The following is a 16314-nucleotide window of genomic DNA, read 5'->3' on the forward strand; positions in this document are numbered from 1 at the left end:
ATCATCGAGGAGATGGCCAACCGCCTGGCCGAGGTGCCGGGCGTCGTCGGAGTCATGCTCGGCGGCAGCCGGGCCCGCGGAGAGCACCGGCCGGATTCGGACTGGGATCTCGGCGTCTACTACCGTGGCGGGCTCGATCTCGCCGCGTTGCGCGCGCTGGCCGGCCCCGAGGTGGAGGTGGCCGGCCCGGGTGGCTGGGGGCCTTGGGTGAACGGCGGCGCGTGGCTGCAGGTCGACGGCGTGGCGGTGGACTGGATCCTGCGGGACGTGGACCGGGTCGAGCAGGTGTGGGCGGACTGCCGCGAAGGCCGGTACGAAGTCGGCGTGCAGGCGGGACATCCCCTCGGCTTCTGGTCGCCCTGCTACGCGGGCGAGGTGGCACTCGGCCAGGTCCTGGCCGACCCCGCCCGCGAACTGACGAATCTTCAGCAGAAGGCCTCGACCTACCCCGAACCGTTGCGAGAGGCCTTGACGACGGGAGCCTGGGAGGCGGAATTCCTGGTCGCCGCCGCAGCAAAAGGCGCGGCACGGGCGGACACGTTGTACGTCTCGCTCTGCCTGTCCCGGGCCGTCGGCGTGCTGGTGCAAGCGATGTTCGCCGACGGCCGGCGCTGGTGCCTCAACGAGAAGGGCGCGCTGGCCGTCGCCGAGACACTTCCGGGCGCGCCAACCGGCTTCGGCCCGCGAGTCCGCGGCCTGTTGGGGGCGTCCGGAGAGAGCGCCGAACTGCTGGCGGCCACAGTGGCCGAGGCACGGGCGCTGGTAGAGGAGGCCCTCGCCGCGCTTCGGAGCCGCACCGAGTAGCAGCACACACCTTGAGCCGGGCGCTCGTTCGCTGGCGGCCTGTCAGGTCCGGTCGCGGAGCCCCTCCTGCGGCGATCCCCGCAAGCAGGCTTTCCGCGCGGGGTGGCTGGCCGACCGTCAGCGAGACTTTTCGGTTCCGGCGGCCAGGCGGGGTACCCGACTGTTCGATCGCCCGCACCGCCCGCACCGCCAGCTCCGTCGGCCCGCACCTCACCGCGAGATCCCGCAGGCGCATCTCCCCGTCGTGCGGGACCATCAACAGGACACGGGCGTCTCCCGGCAGGAGATCGGCCTGTTCGCCGAGCTGTAGCACGTCCTGTCCGACGGCTGAACATGGTCTTCCCCGTCGATGGTGACCGGACCTGCACGGGGTGCCCCTGACTGAGCTTCCAACGGCGAGCCCGCTGGACGGCGCCGTGATCGACGGCTCGCACCTCAAGGTGTCCATCGGGGCGCCGAGGTAGTCCGGGTGGGGGCACCGGGCGCTCGGAAGGAGCACCAGGGGGGGAAGGGACTGCGGGCGGGCGGTGACGATGGCCACGGAGTCGGGTGGTGCGCCGTCGGGGTGCCGCGGCCTGGTGCGTTCACTGGGAAAGGTGATGGCTGTGTCTGAGGTGGAAAGTGTGCCGTCGGCCGGGGAGCCGGGGCGGCGCCCTGGGAGGCGCGTGGTGGCCGCTGCGGGGGCTCTGGCGTTGGGCTGGACGGCCTTGGGTGTGCCGGCGTGGTCGCAGGCCGCGGTACCCGGCGACGGCCCGGTGGTGGCGGGTACGGTGCGGGCCGGTGGGACCCTGCTGCTCGACAAGCCGGGCACGCAGGAGTTCCTCTTCCCGGCGGGAGTGACGCAGATGACCGTCTCGGTATGGGGCCCGGGTGGGCCCGGTGGCGGGGGCGGCGGTGGCGGCGGCGGGGCCGGGGGCGGTGGCGGGGAGAAGAGCGGTTCGCTCGGGGCCGGGGGCGGTGGCGGGGGCTCCGGTGGCGGCGCCGGCGGCGGGGGCGGCGGGCAGGCCGGCGGCTTCGCCTCGTGTGTGGTGAACATCAGCCAGCTGGCCCGGATCGGCGCTCCCGGGTTCACCCTCACCATCGAAGCGCCCCTGGGGGCCGCCGATGGCGGCGTCGGCGGTGTGGGGGGTGTCGGCGGAGTCGGGAACAACGACGACGGCAGCGGTGGCGGCAGGGGCACCAAAGGAGGACAGGGCTCTGCCCGCATCCCCAGGTCCACCATCAGCATCGGTCCCCCTCAGGGGGCTTTTGCGCTGATCATCTCGCAGTCCTTCGCGGGCGCTGCCGGGTCCGCGGGTGGTGGCGGCACCGGGGGGACCGGCGGCGACGGCGCCGGGGCCGTGCTCGAAGGGGCCGGGTCCGGCGAGCCGGGCGGTTCGGCCGGCAGCGGCGGCAGCGGCGGTGACCAGAGCAGTTCCTCGCACAGGTGCGCAGGAACAAGCCCCCGCAACATCATGGGCGCCTTCGGTGGCGCCGGTACGGCCGGTGAGGCCGGGCGCCGGGGCCTTGACGGCAGCGAGCCGATCGGCGGCGTGACGGGCATCAGCCCCGGGGTGGGCGGTTCCGGTGTCCTGGGCGGCATCGGTGGCCAGGGCGGGACGGGCGGAGCGCCCGCCGCCTCGGGCACGTACGCGTACGGGGCCGGCGGCGCGGGCGGGAACGGCGGATACGGCGGCGGCAGCGGGCACGGCGGCGACGGCGGCCGCGACGGTGGCAGGCCTGGCAGTGGCGGACCCGGCAAGAACGGCGACACCGGAAGCCTGGGCGCGGCCGGCGGCAGCGGCGCGATCCTCCTGCAATGGTGAGCGGCACCTTCCAAACCCGACCCCGAAGGCCCCTGGCCTGTGATCACAGAGGAGCGGCGCAACGACGGTCCCTGAGGATCGAATCAGCGTGTCCAGCACCGTGGAGCGCTCGATCTGACACCCGCCGGGCAGCCGTGGAGGGCCGCTCCCCCCGGGCCGGCCTTTGGGGCTGGCCCGGGCCGCCGCCCACCAGCGGCAGGAGCACTCCGAGGTGACAGTGTGAGAAGCCGCCGAGGTGCTGCACGACGTCGTGCGGGTGGGGTTGTGGCGGGATCAGCTGGTTCGGTCCTTCGGGTTCACCGTGCAGAAGTACACGCGGTTGGTCTGCCTGTCGAAGTAGAAGCTCCCTGTGTACTGGGTCCGCGTGACCGACTTGTCGAAGGCCTCACTGTGGAGCCACGCCATCGTGTCTCCGACCTCGGCGGCGATCTCCTGCGGGACACCGCACCCGATGGAGCCCTCCCGCCACGTCCCGCTGCCCGTGATCGCCGTCAGCGTCGCCGGATCGAGCTGCGCCACCCCGTCCAGGCTCACGTCGGTCGGACCGGGGACCTCCGGCACCGAGTTCTTCGTCAGCACCCGGCCGACCCACTTCGTCGCGGACAGCTCACCCAGCTGCGGGAAGTGGCGCTTCAACGGTTCGACATCCGTCCGCACCTCCGCCGGGGTCGTCGCGACGGCGGTCGGGCGGCGGTCCTCACCTTGCCCGGCGGCGCCGCTCTCCGGTGCGGACGCACAGCCCGAGGCGAGCAGAGCCGCGGCGGGAATCAGCAGCAGAGTCCGAGCGCCGCCCGCTCGCTGCTTCACCTTCACCGGCGCACGTTTCACGGGTTCGTCCTCCCTGGCCTTCTCGGTTGAACGTCTCTGCACACGACTTTCGCCACGCCAGATTCGAGACCGATGGGCATCAGAGCGGGTCGATGCGGGCCTTGAGCAGGCAGAACTCATTGCCTTCGGGGTCGGTCAGGACATGCCACTGCTCCTGCCCGGTCTGGCCGATGTCGGCCGGGCGGGCGCCGAGCGCCAGAAGGCGTTCGAGTTCGGCGTCCTGGTCGCGGTCGGTGGCGTTCACGTCGATGTGCAGCCGGGACTTGCCCGGCTCCGGTTCGTCCCGGCGGCTGAGGAAGATCGTCGGCTGCGCACCTCCGAACCCTTCGCGCGGCCCGATCTCCATCGAGCCGTCGTCCTCGCGACCGAGCACGACGAAGTCCAGGACCTCGCACCAGAACCGCGCCAGCACCTCGGGGTCGCGGCAACCGAGCACCAGCTCACCGATACGACACGCCATGACGAATACCTGCTCTCAGCCGGGGAACCGCCGGGGAGACCCCACGTGAACCACAGGGGCTCCCGGCAGCGAAACAACCCCGCGACCGTACCGGACGAGGCGAGCACGGTCGACATGATTTCCGGGCCGACGCGAGGCCGCCGCGGGCCCGACGCGGGGCCGTCGGCATCGGGCCCGAAGCCAGCACGGGCTCAGGACAGCATGTTGATCCGGTACTGCATGATCCGGTAGTTCGTCGGGTCATACCACTGGCTGACGACGATGTGGAAGTTGCCGAACGTCGAGCCGGGGATGACGAAACCGCCGTACGGGCTGGCGACCAGGTTGGCGACCTCCTGGCCCGGGGCACAGGGGAGGATCATGGCCTGCTCCAGCGTCGTGGTCAGGTCCGAGGTCGGGAGGGCGAAGACCATCGCCCTGATCGACAACTGGTCCATGTTCAGCCACGTGAGGACGTACTTGCCGTCCATGGCGCGGAAGCACATCTCGCCCCACTTGCGGGTGCCGAAGACGGTCGTCGGGGCGGGCGCGTTCCACCGCCAGCCGCCGTCGGCGTAGCCCCACGGCTCGTAGGCGTCCGGATTGCCGAGGCTTTCCTTTCGTACCCGGTGCAGCAGCATTCCCGATTCCACGTCGCGGTTGAAGACCGTGGACAGGACGTAGCAGTAGCCGTCGTCGGCCACGGCGTACGTCTTCTGCTGGAACTGGCCGCCGTACAGGTCGCCCGGCCACTGGCACAGGTACTGCCAGGTCTCACCGTTGTCGGTGGAGCGCCAGAAGTCGGTGTGGTGGGTGTCGTAGATGACGCCGCGCATGAGGTGCATGTACATCACGCCGTCGACGACGAACACGTCGGACGGGATCGCCGTCGTGGCCTTGTCGCCGACCGGGTTGTGCGGCTCGTCGACCAGGCTGTTGGCGTGGCTGCCGCCGACGCTGCCGTCGATGCGCAGGTTGTTCAGGTCGGCGCTGCTGGAGCGCAGGCCGACCGGGGCACGCCAGTCGGCTGCGCCCACTTGGGCGCCGTCGAAGGTGTCGCCGCAGACGAAGAGCATCGTGCCGTCCGGACACAGCACCGGGATGCCGAGGTCGGTCCACGGCGAGGCGAACGGCCCGGTCTCGACCGGGCCGCTGAGGTTCTTCACCTTGGTCGCGACCGTCGGGCTCGGAGGGTCGTTCGGACCGCCGGCGATCGCCGCGGGGGCACCCGAGCCGATGGCCCCCGCCCCCACGGCGACGCCGATGCCGATCTTGAGGACCCGGCGGCGGGAGGGCCCGCCGGTCGTCGCGTCGTTCCCGCCCGATGAGCCCGATGAGAGTGTCATTTCTGCCGATGGCCTTTCCGAGTCGACGAATTCCCGTGGCACCGAACGGATCGCGCACCTCGGCGGCGACGGGTCGCCACCGAGGCTACGGCGCCCCGTCGCCCTGCCGTCGATCGGTGGGCAAACCTTCACCCAAATTGGCTATGCCACACGGAAGTTCCGCATCCGGACGTGGACCAGCCGAAGTGAGGTGAGGCCGAATGTCCGCAGCCGGGCGGCCCACCGGCCACCGGCCGCCCCGTGACCCGAGCCCGGACGAGTCCGGACGAACGCGGCGAGCAGCAGGGGCTCTCCCGGGCGCAGGTTTCGATCGATCGGCGCGTGCATGCCGTCTCACGCCCCCTGATCGAGACGCGAGCATCACATATCGTATGCATATCGCTACCGTTGGAATATGACGCACTCTCGAGTCCGCAGTCTCCTCGTTCGTGGGGTCGTGGCCTTCGTGCTCCTGGCTGCGCCCCTTGGGGCGCGGGCCGCAGCCGCACCCAGTACGGGCGAGGACGCGCGGCCCGCCATCAGAAACCTTGCCCGCGGTGACCGTGACCTGCTGCAGCAGGCGGTGGAGGTCCAACTCGCCGCGAGCAAGGACGGTAAACAGACCGCCGCCAACGAGATCACGTACCCGGACGGGGCGGTGGTGGTCCTGCCGCTGCCCGGGGAGACGCAGGCTCCGCCGTGGAGCGGGGACCACCGCCGTCGGTCCGCCAGGGGCGCGGACTGGAAGAAGTGCCCGGCCCCGACCAGCGAACCCTCCTACTACTGCTTCTACGCCGACAAGAACTGGGGTGGCAGGAGGCTGCAGTTCAACCTCTTCCACGAGGACAAGCCGGTGTACTTCGCCGACTACGGGTTCCGCGACCAGACCAGTAGCTGGGTCAACACCGCCCGCGGCCTGGAGGTGATCGTGGACAACGACCCGGGCGACGGCCAGTGGCAGATGCTCTGGAAGGAGCCGCCGGAGTCCCTGTCCGCGTCGGTCGGCTTCGACAACGCGGCCGACCGTTTCTGGGCGGTTCGTCAGTAGCCCTACCGGGCACCGGCCGAGGCGGGAGGGGAGATCGTGCCTGCGGTGACCGGCTCCGGCGTGACCGTGATGTAGGTCGGGGCCGGAGCGGTCTCCCGGGCACGGGCCGTGTACCAGCCGGCGCCGAACGCGAGGATTCCGATCAGGAGGCCTGCGAGGGCCATGGTGACGTACTGCTGCTTCATGACCGCAAGGGTAGAGGGCTCCGGGTCAACTCCCGTGCCGCCACGGCACGATGGGCCCCTCTCGCGTCAACCACGCTTGACGCGAGAGGGACCCATCATTCCGCGGGAGCCTCCGCTGGAGAGGAAGGTCGCTGCCCGAAGGCGCGTGACCGGGCGCTCCGGCGAACCTACGCGGTCAGCGCCGCCGCCTCCGGGGCCGGTTCCCGACCGCCCGGAGTCCACGAGCTCCGGAACTCCCCGATGGTGGCCCGGAGTACGACTATCAGCGCCAGCAGCATCAGCGCGCCGTGGGCCGGCATCGACAGGTACGGCGACACGCTGGGGGCGATGAACTTGAGGTAACTGCCGAAGGACGACAGCTGGACCAGGACCGGCACGTACCAGAGCCGCCGGGGCAGCTGGAAGGCGATGATCACGCTGATCACGTCCGCGACGTAGAAGTAGCGCTCGTGCATGGACGGCAGCAGGAACGGCACCGCGATCGCGAAGACGGCGGCCAGCAGCAGGATCCCCGTGTCCGTGAGCTTCGGCCGCCCCTCCCGTACCGCCGGTGCCTCCCGCCCGTCCCCGTTCTTCAGCGCCGCCGCCCCGCCGGCGCGGCGGATGGCCCAGACCGCCAGCCCGATCAGCACCAGCACCAGCGTGCCCGCGACCAGCACACCTGCGTGCCGTACGGGGTCCTGCTCCTCGAACGGCACCGAGACGAACTGGTAGACCGACGGCGCGTTGAGCGTGAGGTCCTTGTACGTGTCCGGCTGCCGGGCGTACACCGTCAGCAGCTGCCACGGGTCGGAGCCGAGCAGCATGGCGGGGATGTCGAGCGCCACGTACACCGCCGGAAGGGCCAGCAGGCTTCGCCACGGGATCCGTTGCGCCAGCACCAGGACGAGCAGGAGCGGGAACAGGAAGATCGCCTGGAGCTTGAACGCCAGCGCGATCCCGAAGAACGAGCAGGCCCACCAGGGCCGGTCGCGCAGGATGTGGTAGACGCCGCCGACCAGGAAGGTCGTGAAGATCGCGTCGGCCTGGCCCCACCAGCCGCTGTTGGTCACGACCGTGGGGAGGAAGAGGACGATCACCGCCGCGCCGAGGGCCCGCCAGGGCTGCTGCGGCGACCGCAGGGAGACGATGCGGAACGTGTAGTACGCCAGCGCCAGGTCGAACAGGATCGAGATGCACTTGATCCCCGTCAGCGCGGCCACCGGAAGGTAGGTGAGCGCGGCCATCAGGTACAGGTAGGGGACGTTGTAGTCCGAGAAACCGGTGCCGCTGAGAGCGTGGAACCCGCCGTTGTTCGCGATGTACTGGTACCAGGGCCCGAGGAAGTAGTAGAAGTCCGTCGACTCGTTGTCCAGCATCAGGATGCGGACCGAGAGCGCGGCCATCACCGCCGCCATCGCGGCCAGAATCAGGACCGTCGGGTCGGCCGTGCTCTGCCGCGGCTCCTCGGCGGTTATCTCGGACATCGGTCTCCATTCGGGTCGGCGGTGCGGTGGGCCTGCCGGGGTGCGTGCCGTGGGTCGGACGGCGAGGCCGGTACCGCGCCCTCCGTGGGGGAGCCCCGTCCGCAGGGCGGCAGCCGGACCGGAAAGCCCTCCGTGCCCCACCCCTCGATCCGCCCCCGTGGCCCGTTCCGTGATCCGTTCCCGTGGGCCGGCCCCGACGGTGGCATCCGGCGGGTGGTGCGCGAACGGGCGGATCCGCCCCCGGCCGATCATAGGCGCCCGTGTCCACCGGCACTCTGGTGGCCCCGGACCGTCAGGACACGGAGAAGGGCGGACCCGGGCGGCGCGGACGACGCCGGCCCCGGGGGCAACCGCAGGGGTGGGGCAGGCGCGGAGCCGGACGGGATCGACGTGGCTGCCGGGGCTCCGTGCGGGTCAGGGGCGGCCGAGGGCGCGGAAGGTCCAGCCGGCCGCGCGCCAGCGAGCGGCGTCGAGGGTGCCGCGGGCGTCGATGACCTGGGGGACGGCGATGTGCCGGGCGAGGTCGGCCGGGTCGGCGTCGGAGTACTGGGGCCAGTCGGTCAGGTGCAGCAGCAGTTCGGCGCCGGTGACGGCCTGGGTGGGGTCGTCGGCGTAGTCGAGCCGGGGGTAGGCCCTGCGGGCGTTGTCCACGGCGGCGGGGTCGTGGACGGTGACCTCGGCGCCGGCCCGCTGGAGGGCGTCGGCGACGGTCAGGGCCGGGGAGTCGCGGATGTCGTCGGTGTGGGCCTTGAACGCGGCGCCCCAGACCGCGATCCGCTTGCCGGTCACGGCGTTGCCGAGGGCTTCGCGGGCGAGTTCGACGGTGTGCTCGCGCCGGCGCCGGTTGATCGCCGCGACCTGGCGGAGCAGGCCGGTGTCGGCGCCGAGTTCTTCGGCGCGGTAGGTGAACCCGGCCAGGTCCTTGGGCAGGCAGCCGCCGCCGAACCCGAGGCCGGGCCGCATGCCCTCGGCGCCGATCCGGTGGTCGTGGCCCAGGGCGAGGACGATCTGCCGGACGTCGGCGCCGGTCAGCTCGCAGAGCTCGGCCATCGCGTTGATGAAGGAGATCTTGGTGGCGAGGAAGGCGTTCGCGGCGCCCTTGATCAGCTCGGCCGTCGCGATGCCGGTGACGATCAGCGGGGCGCCGGCGGCCAGGATGTCGGCGTAGACCTGCCGGAAGGCGGCTTCGCTGCCGGTGTCGCCGTCCTCGACGCCGAGCACGATCCGGTTCGGCTCCAGGGTGTCCAGGAGGGCGAACGACTCGCGCAGGAACTCCGGCGACCAGGCCAGGCCGACGCTCACCCCGGCGCGGAGGTGCTCGTCCAGGGTCTGCCGCAGCTCCGTGACCGTGCCGACCGGGACGGTCGATTTTCCGATGATCACAGCGCCGTCGCCGAGCCTGGGGGCCAGGCGCCGGACGGCGGCGTGGAGGTGGGTGAGGTCGTAGGCGCCGCTGCCGTCCCGCTGCGGGGTGCCGACGCCCAGGAAGTGGACGTCGGCGAAGTCGGCGGCCTCCGCGTAGGAGGCGGTGAAACGGAGCCGTCCGGTGGCGGTGTGCTTGGCGAGCAGGTCGTCCAGGCCGCGCTCGACGAACGGGGCCTGGCCCTTGTTCAGCGCGTCGACCTTGTCGGCGTCGGTGTCCATGCCGAGGACCTGGTGGCCGAGCTCGGCCATCGCGGCGGCGTGGGTCGCGCCGAGGTAGCCGCAGCCGATCACGGTGAGCTTCACGAACGTGTCCTTTCGAAGGGGCGGGCGGTGTCGGCGCCGGCCGGTCCTGCGATTCCGCACATCCGGTGGTCACCCTTGCGCGTGAATCGGTGGTGGCCCCGCCAGGAGGAGGTTTCCCCAGGCCCCGGCGGAGGCCCGGAACACCAGGCAACCGCCTGGCAGCCGGTGCGGGGAGGGCTCGCAAGGGGGCTCACAGCTCGTGCATCCGATTCACCGTGAGCAACGAATGTCCTACCCTCGGTGATCCGGCCTCAGGTGCCGGGCCAGCGACTTCTCGTGGCCGGTCGCGTACGACTCCCCGTGCCCGTGCGGGGACCGATCGAGGGGGACGCCGTGGCGTCGACCACCCGCCGGACCAAGCCGCCGAACGACGCGTTGGCCCGGATGATCGACAAGTGCGAGGGCGCCAGCCGCAAATCGCTGGCCCACCGGGTGAACCAGCTCGCCCACGAAGCCGGGCTGACCGCGACCTATACGCACACGTCCGTCGCGAACTGGACGGCGCGCGGCATGGTGCCGGACTGGCCCGTGCCGAAGCTGCTGGCCCGGGCGATCGGCGAGCGGCTCGGCCGGCCCGTGGAACTCGGCGAGATCGGTATGGCCGATGCCGGGACACCGGACGCCGCGATGGGGTGGGATTTCCCGAGGGACCCCGCCGAGGCCGTGCGCACGGCCACTTCGTTCTGGAGCAGCGTGAACCGCCGAGACTTCCTCACCGGTGCGGGCTTCGCCGTCTCCGCGTTCACCACCCCGGTCACCCGCTGGCTGGTCACCCCCGCCGACGACACCGCCGCCCACCGCGGCCACGGCCGGGTCGGTGCCGCCGATCTCGCCGAACTGCGGGACGCCGCCGACGACGCCCGGCGCTGGGACTCCAAGTACGGCGGTGGGAACTGGAAGGCCAACTCCGTCACCGCCTGCCTCCGGGAACGCGCCGCCCCGCTCCTGAACGGCTCCTTCGACGACGAGGTCGGCCGCCAACTGTTCTCCGCGACGGCCGAGTTGTCCCGCCTGGCGGGCTGGACGGCCTTCGACGTCGGCCGACACGACGTCGCTCAACGGCACTTCATCCAGGCCCTCCGCCTGGCCCGGGCCGGTGGCGACGTCCAGCTCGGCTGCTATGTCCTGACCACGATGGCGATGCAGACCCTGCTGAGGGGATTCGCCGGCGAGGCCGTCGACATGGCCCAGGGCGCCTTCGAGCGGGCCAGGGGCCGGGCAGCCCCCAGGGTGCTCGCGTTCACCAAGCTCATCGAGGCCCGGGCCCACGCCCGGGACGACGACGCCCGGGCCGCCTCCGCCGCGCTCGCCGCCTCCGAGAGCCTGCTCGACCAGGCCCGCGACGGCGCCGAGGAGCCGGCGTGGATCGACTTCTACCACCACGCCCGGCTCTCGGCCGACGCCGCCGAGATCTTCCGCGACCTGAAGAACCCCGAGGCCGCCCTCGCGTGGAACGCGCAGGCCGCCGCCATGCCGCCCGGGGTGTTCACCCGCTCGGTCGGGATGCGGCTGGCCATCGTCGGCACCGCCCACCTCCAGGGCAAGGACCTGGACCAGGGCCTCGCGCTCGGCCACCAGGCCGTCGACATCCTCGCCCGCGTCCAGTCCAGCCGGGCCAAGGACTACGTCCGCGAGTTCAACACCGCGCTCACCCCTTGGCGCCGCGAGCCGCAGGTCGTCGAGTTCCTCCGGCGGACCGGCAGGGAACTCGGCGTCGCGGCATAGGGCGAGAGGCGGCGCGGCCGGGTCAGGTGCCCGGGTGGGAGGCTGCCCAGCCGTGTTCGAGCAGGGCGAAGGCCTCGTCGGCGGCTCGGCGTGGTTCAGGGTGCCGCAGGATGAGGCCGCGGGCCTCAAGGGCGAAACGGGCGAGGGCGGCGCAGCTGACGTCGTCCTCGGGGGCGGCGACGGCCTCGGCGATGGCTCGTGCCAGGGCGGTTTCGTGGCGCGTCCACATGCGGTGGGTGTAGTCGCGCAGCGCGGGGGTCTCCTGCACCATGCGCGTGAAGTCGGCGAACCGCGGGTCCGCGGTGTGGACGGCGAACTGGGTCTGCGCCAGCAGGAGGTGCTCGCGCAGCGCCTGCGGGATCGACGTGCCGGGGGTGCGTTCGCGTACGGCGGCGACGAGTGCTGCTTCGATGTCGTCCTCCTGGTCGAAGACCAGGGCTTCCTTGCCGGAGAAGTGCTTGAACAGGGTGGTCACCGAGACGTCGGCGGCCTCGGCGACGTCCTTGACGCCGACCTGGTCGTAGCCGTGTTCGAGGAAGAGGTCGAGTGCGGCGTCGGCCAGGGACTGGCGGGTCTGGGCCTTCTTGCGCTCGCGGCGCCCGGTCGGTTCGGTCACGTGCCCACCATATCGGCGAAGTGCATCCGCTGCAAAAGTTTAGTCGTTGCGCTTATTTAGCGAGTGTGCTTTCTTGGTGGTGTCGGGCCTCCCAACGGCCCACCCACCTCCCGAGGGGCACTCTCATGAACTCTGCCCGCGATCCCCGTGACCCCCGCGATCCCCGCATCGCGATCGTCGGCGCCGGACTCGGCGGCCTCACCTGCGCCCGGGTCCTGCAGCAGCACGGCCGCTCCGTCACCGTCTTCGAGCGCGAGGCATCCGCCGACGCCCGCCCGCAGGGCGGCACCCTCGACCTGCACGCCGACACCGGCCAGGCCGCCCTGCGCGCGGCGGGGCTCCTCGACCGGTTCCACGCCCTCGCCCGCCCCGAAGGAGACGCGTGGCGCGTGCTCGACTTCGCCACCGCCGCGCTCCTGGCACAGCAGGGGCCTTCCGCCGACGGCGGCCGGCCGGAGATCGACCGCGGTCAACTGCGCGGCCTGCTCCTGGACTCGATCGCCGAGGGCACGGTGCGATGGGACCGCGCCGTCAGCGGGGTCACCCCGCTGACGGACGGCACCTGCCGGCTGAGCTTCGGTGACGGTACCGCCGAGGACTTCGACCTGGTGGTCGGTGCCGACGGCGCCTGGTCGCGCGTCCGCCCGGCCCTGTCGCCCGCCGTACCCGGCTACACCGGTGTCACCTTCGTCGAGACCGGATTCGACCACTGCGACATCCGCCACCCCGACCTCGCGCGGCTGGTCGGCAACGGTTCGATGCTGGTGAAGGGCGTCGGCAGGTCCCTGGTCGCCCAGCGCAACAGCAACGGCCACATCCGCGTCTACATCGCGCTGCGCGTGCCGGAGGACTGGCACGCGGCCGCCGGTGTCGACCTCGGCGACCAGCGGGCCGTGCGGACGCACCTGCTGAGGATGTTCGACGGCTGGGACGAGAGCCTGTGCTACGTCCTGCGCAACAGCGACAGCGGGTTCGTCAGCAGGCCCCTGTTCGTCCTGTCCGCCCCGCACACCTGGCAGCACGTTCCCGGCGTCACCCTGCTCGGCGATGCCGCGCACCTGATGCCCCCGGTCGGACTGGGCGCCAATCTCGCCATGCTCGACGGCTCCGACCTCGCCCACGCCCTCGCCACCGAACCCGGCGTCGACGACGCCGTCCGCGCCTACGAGAGCATCATGCTGCCGCGCGCGATCGAGGCCGCGACGGGCAGCGCACAGGGACTCGACCACCTCGTTCCCTCGACGGCCCCCTGAACCGACTCCACTCGGGCTCTGACTGTCTTCGCTCAGGGACCTGGTGATCGGGCACTCGTGGCTGGAGTCGTCCAGGGCGGGTCGAGCGACTGTCGGCTTCCACGGGCTGTCCGGGCCCTTTGGTCGCTGCGTATTTACGCAGGTCAGGGCGGTGGCAGGGACTGAAGCGACTGAGGCTGGGGATTGGGTGCACGGTGTCGCCCGGCGCGGAGAGGCCACCGTGGGCGCGGCTTGAACGTGGCGTCAGGCAACGGGCTTTCCGTCGCTGAACAGCTGTCCGGTGGGCCCGTCGGCGCCGAGGGTGGCGGCTCGGACGATGTCGCGGGCGCTTTCGGCGGCCGGGCGGTCGGTTGCGTCGTCACCGCGTTCGGGGTGGGTGGCGGTGTTGCCGGGGTCGACGGTGTTGACGAGGATCGGGGTGTGCGCCAGGTCCCGGGCGAGCACCGTGGTGAGGGCGTTGAGCATGTACTTGGCCATCGAGTAGGCCGGGGCGCGCAGCGACGCGCCGAGGTCGAGGCCGGTGGCGATCTGCTGGGCGGACAGGCTTGAGACGTTCACGATCCGGGCCGCGGGCGCGGCGGTCAGCAGTGGCAGCATCGCCTGGGTCAGGGCCCACGGGCCGATCACGGTGACTTCCAGTGCGGTGCGCACCGCATCCATGTCGGCTTCCATCGCGGACAGGACCTGGAAGTCGGGCATGGCGCTGGCGTTGTTGACCAAGACGTCGAGGTGGCCGAAGGCCTGGGTGAGGTGGTCGGCCGCTTCGCGCATGCTGACGGGGTCGGACAGGTCCAGGTGCAGGGCGGTGGCCGCGTGCCCGTCCCGGCGCAGTCGGGCGGCCAGCGGTTCTGCCGTGGAGTGGTCGCGGGCGGTGAGGATGACGTGGTAGCCCTGTTCGGCGAGCGCGCGGGCGACGGCGAAGCCGAGTCCGGCCGGGCGGCTGGTCCCGGTGACGAGTGCGGTCCTGATGGCCATGGCGGGTGTTCCCCTTTCAGGTGGCTTGAACAGCTGCTCGCCTGAGCTTGCACCGCGACGCCGGAGCCGTCACCGGGCACCTGTATGTTGATCACCCGCCGACCCCGTCGGCGTCCCGTCCCGGGGTGTCGACGTGCGGGTCCGGCCTGGGGCGCTGACCGCTTCGCGGAAATCGGGTCGCTGTCGTCGGGGGATCAGGAGATCCTTTGGCGTCGAGGCTGAACAGCCGCTCATCATCTCAAGTGCTTGAAGGATTTTGCATGACCGTTCCTGCCCCGCCCGACAGCCCGCAGCCCGCCGAGGGGCCGGCCGACACCAACGCATGGGCGGCACCGAGCCCGGGTCAGGGTCAGGGTGAGGCCACGGCGCCCGCCGCTACCGCCACCCCTGCCGCACCCCCTGTCGCGGCTCCGAACGTCCCGTACTGGCCGCCGTACGCGTACCCGATGCCGGCGCCGCAGCCTCGCAACGGCCTGGGCACCGCGGCCATGGTGCTGGGGATCGTCGGTGGCGTCCTCAGCCTGGCCGTCATCTTCTTCTGGCTGTCCTGGCTGCCGGCCCTGCTCGCCGTGGTCTTCGGCGCCATCGGGCTGGGCTACGTCCGCAAGGGTCTGGCGACCAACCGGGCGATGGCGCTCGCGGGCGTGATCCTGGGCATTTCCGGCCTGCTGGTCTCGGTCGGCGCGGGGGTGTTCGTCGTGACGCGGGTGCAGGCGGCCAACGAGGAGCGGCGGGTGGACGAGAACGCCGCGCGCGCTCGCGCCGATGCCGCGACCCGGGCCGCCAACGAGCGGGCGGCGAAGGAGCGGGAGCGGATCGAGGCCGAGCGGAAGAGGGTCGAGGCCGAGCAGGAGACGGCGGCCGCGGACGAGCGGGCCCGGCGTCTGTCGTTCGGCCAGTCCTACACGTACGGGGACGGGCTGAAGGTCACGATGGCCGCGCCGACGCCGTACGTTCCGAGCGACAGTGTGTCGGACACCCCCAAGAACGCCAAGATCATCCAGGTGCGGATCACCGTCGTCAACACGGGGTCGGAGGAAGTCTCGCTCAACGGGTCGGGGCTGCCCACCATCAGGGACGCCAACGGCAACCTCGTCTTCACGCTGATCGACGGAAGCGGACGGATGAAGATCCTCAGGGGCTCGCTGGCCCCGGGCGAGGAGGCCACCGGTCTGACGGCGTACGCCCTGCCGGGCAGCGCGGCCGACCGGTTCTCCGCCCGGTTCGACTACGGCTCCGGGCGGCTGCGCAAGGACGTCACCTGGTCCGGTTCTCCGAGCTGACCCGGGGCCGCTCCCACCGGAGATCAGGGTGGGGCGAGGTCTCCGACCCGGATCGTTCGAGGCCGGGGCGCGGCACCTGCCGCGCCCCGGCCCGGTGCCGGGGGAGTCTCAGAGGAGGCTGTTGAAACGCATGACCATTCTGCTGCCCGGGAGGCTGCTGATGGTCCCGGTGCTGCAGTCCGTGATGTCGGCCCCCGGGTAGAGGGTGCCGGTGACGGTGGCGCCGGGCAGGACGGTGCTGTTGAGGGTGACCGTGCCGTTGAGGATGTTGGAGATCTCGTTCTTCGAGGGTTCGCCCTCGACGCGTTGCATGCCCTCGGTGTTGATGGTGGAGACGCCGGCCGGGTTGCCGTTCCCGTCGGCCCAGTTGACGACGATGGTGCCGGTGAGCTGGCCGACCTGCTTGCAGGAGAGGGTCGCCGACCCGGTGAGGGAGACCGTCCCGGCGGACAGGGCGGGGCCGCCGTTCTTCGTCAGGCACCTCTCGACGACGCCGTCGTTCATGGACAGGTCGACCGCGCTGGGGGTGTCCGTGATCGGCGCGGTGCTCCGGGTCGTGCCCTTTACGCCGCACATGAGTTTGAGCGCGGGGTTGGCCCGGGTTTCGGCGACCCCGTTGGCGCCGTCGGTCGCGACCGGCGTGTCGGCGGCCGAGGCGGGGGCGGGCTGCTGGAGCAGCACGGCCGAGGTGGCGGCCACGGCGGCCAGGGCGAGCGGGAGGGCGGCCAGGCGCCACCGGCGGGGCCTGGACGGCGCTGATTCCCGCGTCGGCACGGGGTCGGAGTCCCAGGAGTGCGAAGGCATGGTGTTCCTATTCTGTGAAGTCGGGCAGCT

15 protein-coding genes are annotated in these 16314 nt (G+C 71.7%); 6 read left to right on the forward strand and 9 right to left on the reverse strand.

Annotated features, from left to right (window positions below; translation table 11 throughout):
* Window positions 1–12 precede the first annotated feature (12 nt).
* A complete protein-coding gene (locus AB0R04_RS02700; RefSeq protein ID WP_363368006.1) occupies window positions 13–804 on the forward strand; it encodes a nucleotidyltransferase domain-containing protein in 792 nt (263 codons plus the stop codon).
* A gap of 713 nt (window positions 805–1517) precedes the next feature.
* Window positions 1518–2609 (forward strand): hypothetical protein, encoded by a 1092-nt coding sequence (locus AB0R04_RS02705; RefSeq protein ID WP_363367501.1) that lies wholly within the window; start codon window positions 1518–1520, stop codon window positions 2607–2609.
* A gap of 273 nt (window positions 2610–2882) precedes the next feature.
* Here the strand turns inward: AB0R04_RS02705 and AB0R04_RS02710 are convergent, their stop codons facing one another.
* The 3 genes from AB0R04_RS02710 to AB0R04_RS02720 all read right to left on the reverse strand — a co-directional run bounded on the left by AB0R04_RS02710 (window position 2883) and on the right by AB0R04_RS02720 (window position 5222).
* Entirely contained in the window at window positions 2883–3422 is a 540-nt protein-coding gene (locus AB0R04_RS02710; RefSeq protein WP_363367502.1) for a hypothetical protein, read from the reverse strand.
* Between the two features lie 94 nt (window positions 3423–3516).
* The gene (locus tag AB0R04_RS02715; protein ID WP_363367504.1) at window positions 3517–3897 is read right to left on the reverse strand and encodes a VOC family protein; all 381 of its coding nucleotides are present in this window, start codon (window positions 3895–3897) and stop codon (window positions 3517–3519) included.
* A gap of 191 nt (window positions 3898–4088) precedes the next feature.
* Window positions 4089–5222 (reverse strand): DUF4185 domain-containing protein, encoded by a 1134-nt coding sequence (locus tag AB0R04_RS02720; RefSeq protein ID WP_363367506.1) that lies wholly within the window; start codon window positions 5220–5222, stop codon window positions 4089–4091.
* 394 nt (window positions 5223–5616) lie between these two features.
* On the opposite strand from AB0R04_RS02720, the gene AB0R04_RS02725 reads away from it, so the two are divergent.
* On the forward strand, window positions 5617–6249 hold the full coding sequence (locus AB0R04_RS02725; protein ID WP_363367508.1) for a peptidase inhibitor family I36 protein: 633 nt from the start codon (window positions 5617–5619) through the stop codon (window positions 6247–6249).
* A 2-nt stretch (window positions 6250–6251) separates the two neighbouring features.
* Here AB0R04_RS02725 and AB0R04_RS02730 read toward each other — a convergent pair whose 3' ends face one another.
* From AB0R04_RS02730 to AB0R04_RS02740, 3 genes are all read right to left on the reverse strand, one after another.
* The gene (locus tag AB0R04_RS02730; RefSeq protein ID WP_063352045.1) at window positions 6252–6434 is read right to left on the reverse strand and encodes a hypothetical protein; all 183 of its coding nucleotides are present in this window, start codon (window positions 6432–6434) and stop codon (window positions 6252–6254) included.
* Between the two features lie 167 nt (window positions 6435–6601).
* A complete protein-coding gene (locus tag AB0R04_RS02735) occupies window positions 6602–7900 on the reverse strand; it encodes a glycosyltransferase 87 family protein (RefSeq protein ID WP_363367510.1) in 1299 nt (432 codons plus the stop codon).
* Between the two features lie 414 nt (window positions 7901–8314).
* Window positions 8315–9628, reverse strand: coding sequence for a UDP-glucose/GDP-mannose dehydrogenase family protein (locus AB0R04_RS02740; RefSeq protein WP_363367512.1), 1314 nt, complete (start codon window positions 9626–9628; stop codon window positions 8315–8317).
* Between the two features lie 333 nt (window positions 9629–9961).
* Here AB0R04_RS02740 and AB0R04_RS02745 point away from each other — a divergent pair, with 333 nt between their 5' ends.
* The gene (locus AB0R04_RS02745) at window positions 9962–11353 is read left to right on the forward strand and encodes a sporulation protein (protein WP_363367514.1); all 1392 of its coding nucleotides are present in this window, start codon (window positions 9962–9964) and stop codon (window positions 11351–11353) included.
* Window positions 11354–11375: 22 nt separating this feature from the next.
* Here AB0R04_RS02745 and AB0R04_RS02750 read toward each other — a convergent pair whose 3' ends face one another.
* On the reverse strand, window positions 11376–11969 hold the full coding sequence (locus AB0R04_RS02750) for a helix-turn-helix domain-containing protein (protein WP_363367516.1): 594 nt from the start codon (window positions 11967–11969) through the stop codon (window positions 11376–11378).
* Between the two features lie 125 nt (window positions 11970–12094).
* Between AB0R04_RS02750 and AB0R04_RS02755 the strand changes: the two genes are divergently transcribed.
* Window positions 12095–13222: an NAD(P)/FAD-dependent oxidoreductase gene (locus tag AB0R04_RS02755; protein WP_363367518.1), complete on the forward strand. Its 1128-nt coding sequence runs from the start codon at window positions 12095–12097 to the stop codon at window positions 13220–13222.
* 243 nt (window positions 13223–13465) lie between these two features.
* Here the strand turns inward: AB0R04_RS02755 and AB0R04_RS02760 are convergent, their stop codons facing one another.
* On the reverse strand, window positions 13466–14197 hold the full coding sequence (locus tag AB0R04_RS02760) for an SDR family NAD(P)-dependent oxidoreductase (protein WP_363367519.1): 732 nt from the start codon (window positions 14195–14197) through the stop codon (window positions 13466–13468).
* 260 nt (window positions 14198–14457) lie between these two features.
* Between AB0R04_RS02760 and AB0R04_RS02765 the strand changes: the two genes are divergently transcribed.
* Entirely contained in the window at window positions 14458–15480 is a 1023-nt protein-coding gene (locus AB0R04_RS02765; RefSeq protein WP_363367521.1) for a hypothetical protein, read from the forward strand.
* Between the two features lie 108 nt (window positions 15481–15588).
* Here the strand turns inward: AB0R04_RS02765 and AB0R04_RS02770 are convergent, their stop codons facing one another.
* Complete coding sequence (locus tag AB0R04_RS02770) at window positions 15589–16284, reverse strand: hypothetical protein (protein ID WP_363367523.1); 696 nt, start codon at window positions 16282–16284, stop codon at window positions 15589–15591.
* Window positions 16285–16314: the final 30 nt, after the last annotated feature.

The sequence above is a fragment of the Kitasatospora sp. NPDC056731 genome (genome assembly GCF_040687675.1).
Taxonomy (GTDB): domain Bacteria; phylum Actinomycetota; class Actinomycetes; order Streptomycetales; family Streptomycetaceae; genus Kitasatospora.

Excerpts from the sequence above, each read along its gene's own strand:
- AB0R04_RS02720 (WP_363367506.1), bottom strand. The coding sequence starts at position 5,222 with ATGACACTCTCATCGGGCTCATCGGGCGGGAACGACGCGACGACCGGC.
- AB0R04_RS02715 (WP_363367504.1), bottom strand. The coding sequence starts at position 3,897 with ATGGCGTGTCGTATCGGTGAGCTGGTGCTCGGTTGCCGCGACCCCGAG.
- AB0R04_RS02770 (WP_363367523.1), bottom strand. The coding sequence starts at position 16,284 with ATGCCTTCGCACTCCTGGGACTCCGACCCCGTGCCGACGCGGGAATCA.
- AB0R04_RS02755 (WP_363367518.1), top strand. The coding sequence starts at position 12,095 with ATGAACTCTGCCCGCGATCCCCGTGACCCCCGCGATCCCCGCATCGCG.
- AB0R04_RS02700 (WP_363368006.1), top strand. The coding sequence starts at position 13 with ATGGCCAACCGCCTGGCCGAGGTGCCGGGCGTCGTCGGAGTCATGCTC.
- AB0R04_RS02730 (WP_063352045.1), bottom strand. The coding sequence starts at position 6,434 with ATGAAGCAGCAGTACGTCACCATGGCCCTCGCAGGCCTCCTGATCGGA.
- AB0R04_RS02765 (WP_363367521.1), top strand. The coding sequence starts at position 14,458 with ATGACCGTTCCTGCCCCGCCCGACAGCCCGCAGCCCGCCGAGGGGCCG.
- AB0R04_RS02760 (WP_363367519.1), bottom strand. The coding sequence starts at position 14,197 with ATGGCCATCAGGACCGCACTCGTCACCGGGACCAGCCGCCCGGCCGGA.
- AB0R04_RS02725 (WP_363367508.1), top strand. The coding sequence starts at position 5,617 with ATGACGCACTCTCGAGTCCGCAGTCTCCTCGTTCGTGGGGTCGTGGCC.
- AB0R04_RS02735 (WP_363367510.1), bottom strand. The coding sequence starts at position 7,900 with ATGTCCGAGATAACCGCCGAGGAGCCGCGGCAGAGCACGGCCGACCCG.